Annotated in this window: 5 protein-coding genes and 3 pseudogenes; 6 read left to right on the top strand and 2 right to left on the bottom strand. The window is 65.3% G+C overall.

The genetic code is table 11. The features are described 5' to 3' along the window. Positions 1–6 precede the first annotated feature (6 nt). Together UG55_RS47380 and UG55_RS47375 are read left to right on the top strand one after the other, a co-directional pair. A pseudogene (locus UG55_RS47380) lies at positions 7–156 on the top strand (transposase); the annotation flags it as partial. Between the two features lies 1 nt (position 157). After that, a pseudogene (locus UG55_RS47375) lies at positions 158–273 on the top strand (IS630 family transposase); the annotation flags it as partial. 58 nt (positions 274–331) lie between these two features. On the opposite strand, the gene UG55_RS47370 reads toward UG55_RS47375, so the two are convergent. Both UG55_RS47370 and UG55_RS30090 read right to left on the bottom strand, forming a co-directional pair. Next, positions 332–1,024: an AAA family ATPase gene (locus UG55_RS47370; RefSeq protein ID WP_396230925.1), complete on the bottom strand. Its 693-nt coding sequence runs from the start codon at positions 1,022–1,024 to the stop codon at positions 332–334. A gap of 282 nt (positions 1,025–1,306) precedes the next feature. Further along, the coding region (locus tag UG55_RS30090) for a hypothetical protein (protein ID WP_206779378.1) at positions 1,307–2,308 on the bottom strand (1,002 nt) is incomplete at its 3' end. A gap of 473 nt (positions 2,309–2,781) precedes the next feature. Between UG55_RS30090 and UG55_RS15685 the strand changes: the two genes are divergently transcribed. From UG55_RS15685 to UG55_RS15670, 4 genes and pseudogenes are all read left to right on the top strand, one after another. Further along, positions 2,782–3,330, top strand: coding sequence for a DUF488 family protein (locus UG55_RS15685; RefSeq protein ID WP_242424530.1), 549 nt, complete (start codon positions 2,782–2,784; stop codon positions 3,328–3,330). 235 nt (positions 3,331–3,565) lie between these two features. Next, a pseudogene (locus tag UG55_RS15680) lies at positions 3,566–4,303 on the top strand (alpha/beta hydrolase family protein); the annotation flags it as partial. Between the two features lie 796 nt (positions 4,304–5,099). Next, positions 5,100–5,549, top strand: coding sequence for a transglycosylase SLT domain-containing protein (locus UG55_RS15675; RefSeq protein ID WP_066069092.1), 450 nt, complete (start codon positions 5,100–5,102; stop codon positions 5,547–5,549). A 183-nt stretch (positions 5,550–5,732) separates the two neighbouring features. Continuing rightward, entirely contained in the window at positions 5,733–6,371 is a 639-nt protein-coding gene (locus UG55_RS15670) for a thymidylate kinase (RefSeq protein ID WP_066069086.1), read from the top strand. The last annotated feature ends 194 nt before the right edge of the window (positions 6,372–6,565 follow it).

Raw genomic sequence — 6,565 nt, 5'->3', positions numbered from 1 at the left:
GTCTTCATCGAGTTCTGCTCGAAACTGCTCCACGACGACGGCGGAAAAGTTTTTCTCATCGTCGACGGCGTCAAATACCACGACTCGAAGGCCGTCCGCGAGTTCGTTACCAGTACACAAGGACGACTTCGCATCTTCCGCCTCCCTCCCTACGCCNCCGACACCAACCCAGACGAATGGGTCTGGAACAACGTCAAGACCGCCAAGGTCGGCCGAAAAATGATCACATCGGTTTCGGACCTGTATTCCAATGTTCTCGCGGCGCTCCGCAGGNTCCAGGAAAACCCGGGCCTCGTCATGGGATTCTTCGGCGATCCCCACCTCGCCTACATCAACTGGTAGCGAGTCCAGATACTTTCGTTCTTCTTAGTAGGCTGTTCAGGATTATGGCGCGGGCCAGAACGCGGTCCGGTGTCACCTCTCCTTTCTCTGTAGTTACGCCCTTGAGATCGAGATATCCGTCCACCCGGCTCAGAAAATCGGTCGCCTTGGCGTTAGGGGTATTGTCGGCCCTCTCCTGGAGTTCTGAGAAAGTCTCGGAACTCGACCCCGCGAACACGAAGATGGATTGACCAACTGGATGCCACGTATCGCCGCGCTTGAATCGGCCCTCTTCCATTGGCACGAGAAACTGTCGGAGCCACCCGAGTTCGCGGCCGTTCTGTTCTGTGTCGAATTCGTCCCAGAGGACAAAGGGAACCGCGCCGCACAGGCGCCTCTCTTGAACCCTCAGAAACGCATCGGTGAGATCGTCGACCGAGTTGAACTGTGAGAGGTTGAATGTTAGCGGTTTATGCTCTCCGACGTCGTGTTGAAGGCTCTTAGCTATCTCTTTCACTGAGAACGTTTTGCCGGTCCCTGGCGGGCCAAGGATGACAATAGAGCACGGTGGTATCTGGGAGGCGTCACTCGGGCCTTCTCTGGATTGCAGGTACCGCCGTATGAGTTTGATTACGGCGCGAAGATCCTCGATCTCCTCCCGGTCGACCGTAAGGAGTTCTCCGAGCTGGCAGTACGGAACCATCTTCTTTTTCAGTGCATCGACACCGTTCTCCGCCACGGGAACCGCGAACTTCTTGATCTCCTGTTCGGAGTACTTCGCCTGCAGTATTGTCCATCCCTGCCTGGCTTCATAGTTGCTCGGGAGCCTGACGAATATCTCTCCAATTGATACGTTCTCAATGTCGTCAATTCTTTGAATAGGATACGGAAGATCTCTTTCGTGGGCCGGCATGTCGGGGTTGCAGTCACATCTTTCCTGAGGCCCGAAGCCAGCATCAAACGCCCTTCTCCCCGAGGCCAGCCNTCGCGCTATACCGTTTCTGATTGCATCCTTGGGGTTTGTTTCTGCCTCGATGTTACCGGCTTCGGGTCGTTGCACTCTATGCAGCTCGTCGGCGACTGCGGCGCAGATGACCGAGGTCAGCCCGAACAGCGAACCACGATTCTTCTGGTCGAAACTCCCCTCCGTCACGTCCGGGTGGAAGAACAGGGTTCCTGTTTCCTCGTGATCAAGGTTATGAATCATCAATGCGCCTGCCTGACGGAAGGTGCAGACGACGAACTCGAACTTCTGGAGGCCGAGGTCTCCAGGGTCAGTCGCACGGCGGCGATGCTTCTCGAACTCCGCTAGTAGGTCCAGTGTGGATCTCTCCCAGGAGAGATCCGCACTGATTTCCCAGCCGGCTCGCCGTAGGGCACCCACATCCAAAATGGCTGCTGTGTTCGGGACCACGTTTTCGGAGTGGGCGTCCTTGAATTTCTTGAGCGAGGCACGCTCTTCGATTCGTGCTCCATTGATTTCGAGGAGCGTCCACCCCCCCGGGGAGTGTGGCCACGAGAAGCTCTTGCTCAGGCCAAGGTCGCACACGACGAGTGTGTCGAAGTCCTCATGTCCGAGTTTCTCGGGTTCGGCGGGCGTACGAGTCCGCTTACTGCCGAGCTGGTGGCCCGAAAAATGCGATATGCGAATCTTCTTCTTATGTGGGTCGCCGCGAGAATTTTCGTAATTTTTCAGCGCACCGTAGTAATGATGTAGATTCTCGCTTTCGAGTACTTTGTCAGTATCCCGATTAAAATCAATATAAGGGCTTTTGTCGCCTGGGGATGTCCCGGTCAGGAGATTGTGGACGAGGAGGGAGCCCGCCTCAACCGCGTAGGTCTTGGCGCTTCTTTCGAGTGCACCAGAGGTTCCTTCGGTGCCGGACCAGTGTCCTTCGTCGTCTACTGGAAGAACGGCCCAGAAGCATGCTGGATCGCCGATGACGGCTATAGTTGAATCCTTGATGCTGTCGACTGGCGGTGCCATATTCCCCCCCGTGAATCTTTGTGGATCTCGGGATCATCTCTCGCTTGGCGGCGGCGTACCCACGAGTTGTGTGATAAACCGCGAGGAGGTGGCTGCGGTCAGATCTGGACGTGCCGGTGAAAACGGGCAGGAACGTCGGCCTTTCGGGCGTCTACTCCGTGCCTACTTGCCCGCTACTGTGCCGACCTGTCGATATCTGGAGCGCCTGGGTTCGCGGCAATGATCCAGAATGGTGCCGTCTGGGGCGGCCAGAGCTGCGCGGATAACGCCGGCATCCGTCAGCTCCGCGTTGAGCCGGGCCGATTCGTGAGCGGGGTTGCGCTCGCGATCAACGCTCAGTGACACGGACGTGCAGCGCCAAGGGCCCGAAGCGAGTCCCGCGATGCGATGCGGGAGGCTGATCGGTGGCGCCTCGTGGTTGGTGCGACGCGTGTGGACATTGGTCGGTGCCGCGGTCGGGGTACACCTGCCGGGTGACACAGGGGCTGTTTCTGCTCACCGTCGGCCACGGCACGCTGTCCGAGGACCAGCTGGCCGGGCTGCTGCAGGATGCCGAGGTCACGCTGTTGGTGGATGTCCGGTCGATGCCGGGCAGCCGGCACAATCCGCAGGTGGCGCGGCAGCGGATGGAGCGGTGGCTGCCCGCGGCCGGAGTTGCCTACCGCTGGGAGCCACGCCTGGGCGGCCGGCGCGCCGCGCCGCCGGACTCTCCGGACACGGCGCTGAGGAACCGGGCGTTCGCCGGCTACGCCGCCTGGATGCGCGCGCCCGAGTTCACCCAGGCGGTGGACGAACTGCTCGACGAGGCCCGGACGGCCCGGACCGCCGTGATGTGCGCGGAGACCGTGTGGTGGCGCTGCCACCGCCGCATGATCGCCGACTTCGTCACGCTGGCCCGCGACGCCCAGGTGCTCCACCTGCGCCACGACGGCCGCACCGATCCACATCACGTGACCTCGGGCGTGCGCCTCCGCGACGACGGCCTGCTCGTCTACGACGCGGGCACCCTGTTCACGGCCTGACGCGGCAGAGCGGACGATCGGATCGATTGTCTCCGGTCGGTGATCAGGCGTGCTTCGGGGTGCCCGGCGGCGCGGACGCGATGCCGCGCCGGAGCAGGCGCGGCGGACGGCGGACCGCGCGCCCAGCGGGGAACTGCTGCTCGTTCCCGCGGCCCGCCGGTCGGGCGACCCGTGGTCGCGGCTCAGCGCCACCTCGGCATGCCCGGAGACGGCCGGTCGTCATGCGTCACTGGGGTTGGCAGCGTCTCCCTGTTCGCCAGTTCGCGGCGGCGTTGCTGATGCCCTTGGTGCACCCGCGCCAATCGTCTCGGTGAAACCGGTGGAGATACCGGACCCGAGCCGTGGTCAGGGCCTCCCGGTGCGGGTGTCAGCTCCCGTCACCGGGCGGGAACTTCCTGTTGTCGTCTTCTCCCACGGCTTCGGATCATCGCTGGACGGCTACGGCCCGCTCACCGACTTCTGGGCTGCTCACGGTTTCGCGGTCATTCAGCCCACTCACCTCGACTCCAGGACCGTGGGTCTTCGGCCCGGCGATCCCCGCACGCCACGGCTGTGGCGTTTCCGGGTTGCGGACATGAAGCACATTCTTGATCATCTTGATCTCCTGGAAGCCGCCGTTCCCGGCCTGGCCGGGCGCCTGGACCGCAGCCGTGTCGCCGCTGCCGGGCACTCCTTCGGCGGCCAGACGGCGGGCATCCTGCTGGGATTGCGGGTCCCGGATCAGGAGGGCGAGGAGCCGGAGGATCTGTCCGACCCGCGGATCTCGGCGGGCGTCCTGCTCGCCACGGCCGGGCGGGGCGGGGCCGACCTGACGCCGTTCGCGGCCGAGAACTTCCCGTGGCTGAGGAACCCGAGCTTCGCGGACATGGCCAGGCCGGCCCTCGTGGTCGCGGGGGATCACGATGACCTCCCGCTGAGCGTCCGGGGGCCCGAGTGGACGACAGATCCGTACTTCCTGAGAGAAGCGGCGGAACCGAGGAGTGCCATGACCAGCCGGCGCGACGTGCAGGACTTCAAGGACCTGGCGGACGTCCCGAACCTGGATGGGCAGGGAGCGCGCGGATGGCGGGTGGCGTTCAGGCNGCGGCTGTACCCGAAGATTCGCGCGAAGGCTCCGCTCATCAGGTCGGCGCTCTTGTACCTGGCCGTCGCGTCTGCGCCGACGACACCCTGACCGGGCGGCGGGCCGGTGCCGCCGGTGGTTGCGGTGGTTGCGGCCTGCGGGATTCGCGGGGTCGCGCGCCGTCGAAGGAGAGCATCGGGAGCCGCTCGGCCGTTGCCGCGCCGCGCCGCGCCGTCGGCTTCCCACTCCGTGACCCGCAGTCATGCGGCGCCGGTGGTCGACGTCGAGATTCGGTGCTCTGCGGCGCCGGCCGGTCACGATTCGACGTTCAATCGCAATCCAATCTGTGATGCCGGTCACAAGTTGGCCGAGGATCTGCCTGAGGGTGAACAGAGAATGCGCAGAGTAAACGATCGGGTCGGCGGCTGATTACGGAAAGTGTTTGCCGTCGGGGTGGGGCTGTGCCTAACGTTGTGCTCGCTCCGGTCGGGAGAACGAAACCGCACGGGGCCTTTAACACCGGGCCGACACCAACCTCTGCCCACGGCTCCGGTGCATGTCGTCCATCATTCGCGCGGGGCAGAGGCGGAGAACCCCTCGGGGGTTGTGCCGGACGGATGCGACGAAGCATTCTCCGCTGTGGGTCGGGCCTGTCGGCCAAAGGTCTCACGCGCCCTTTTCGGGCTTCCGTAGGTGTCGTGGAAGGGTGTTTTTCTTGTCGATCCGACGCACCGCCAAGAGCAGCCTGCGTAACCGTGTCGCCGCTGTCGGCATGGTGGGAGCCCTCACCACCGGTCTCGGGCTGCTGGCTGCCTCTCCGGCCAGCGCCGCCTCCGACGTCTCCATCGCCCAGGCCGCCAGGCAGGCGGGTCTGTCCGGCTGCCGCGGCGTGTCGACCTCCACCTGGGTCGCCATCGCGCTGGCCGAGTCCGGCGGCAACACGAAGGCCAGGGCCACCGGCATCGAGGACTCCCGCGGCCTCTGGCAGATCAACACCTGGGCCCACCCGTGGACGAAGGGCATGAACCTCTACGACCCGGTCACCAACGCCCGCGCCGCGAAGAAGGTCTGCGCCGCGCAGGGCCCGACCGCCTGGTCGGCCTACACCAACGGCTCCTACAAGAAGTTCCTGGGCCGCGGCTACGCCGCCTCCTAGCGCTCGACGCACGAACACGCGGAGGGTCCTGAAAACAGGGCCCTCCGCGTGCATGTCGGGGTGGAACCACGGGGAGCGGCGGGCATGTTGACCGGCGCTGCGCACGTCTCGCCCTGACCGAGGACGCCTCCTCGCCGATCGGTACGCCCGTGCCGAGGCTGCTCCGACATCTACGCTTGTCCGATGCGACGCCCGCCGATCATCGCGCTGCTCGGGGTGGACGGGTCGGGTAAGACGACCCAGGCCAGACGGCTCGCGACCTGGTTGAACGGGCAGGGCGTGCCGGCCCGCTACTTCGAGAACGCCGGCGGTCGCCCCATCTGGGATGCACTGGCCCGCCGGCTCGGCCGCGCGGACGGGCGGGCGCTGTTCGGCCGCCGCGCCTACGTCGTGGTCGAGGCGTCCGTGCGCTGGGTGGCGGTCGGCCGGGCGCTCGCGCTGTCCTGGCTGACTGGCCGCGTCGCGGTGATGGACCGTTACGCCTACTGCCAGTACGCGATCATGCGTGCCCGCGGCGACCGTGGCGAACGTCGAGTGCGTGCCATGTTCCGCCACTTCCCCGCGCCTGACCTGGTCTGCTATCTGTCCGTCCCGGCGGGGCTCGCGCAGCTGCGGGTGGAGCAGCGCGGGCGTGACCGTGAGGAACTCGACTACCTCGTCGCCTTCGACAACGCGTACCGCTCCATGCCGGAGGCGCCGTCGTTCGCCGTCGTCTCGGCCGAGGGGTCGTCGGAGGAGGTCCAGACTGCCTTGCGGGCGACGGTCCTACCAGTGCTCAGCCGCTTCCGGGCAGACGGCGCGCCGCGGTCCAGGCGCGGCTGAGCATCAGCCGCCTGGCGGATCTGGGCAGCGCCTGATCTGGGCAGCGCCTGATCGGGGCGGTGCGGATCTGCGGGTGCGGCGGATCTGCCGGTGGGGCGGATCTGCCGGTGGGGCGGATCTGTCGCCGGTGCGGGGATCCGTGGCCGGTGCGGGCGGGTGATCTGACGGTGGCGGTCAGCATTTCGGGTGGCGGC

This window comes from Frankia sp. EI5c (assembly GCF_001636565.1).
Lineage (GTDB): Bacteria > Actinomycetota > Actinomycetes > Frankiales > Frankiaceae > Parafrankia.
Note: the sequence above shows the minus strand (reverse complement) of the source record. Positions and strands in the feature narration are given on the sequence as shown.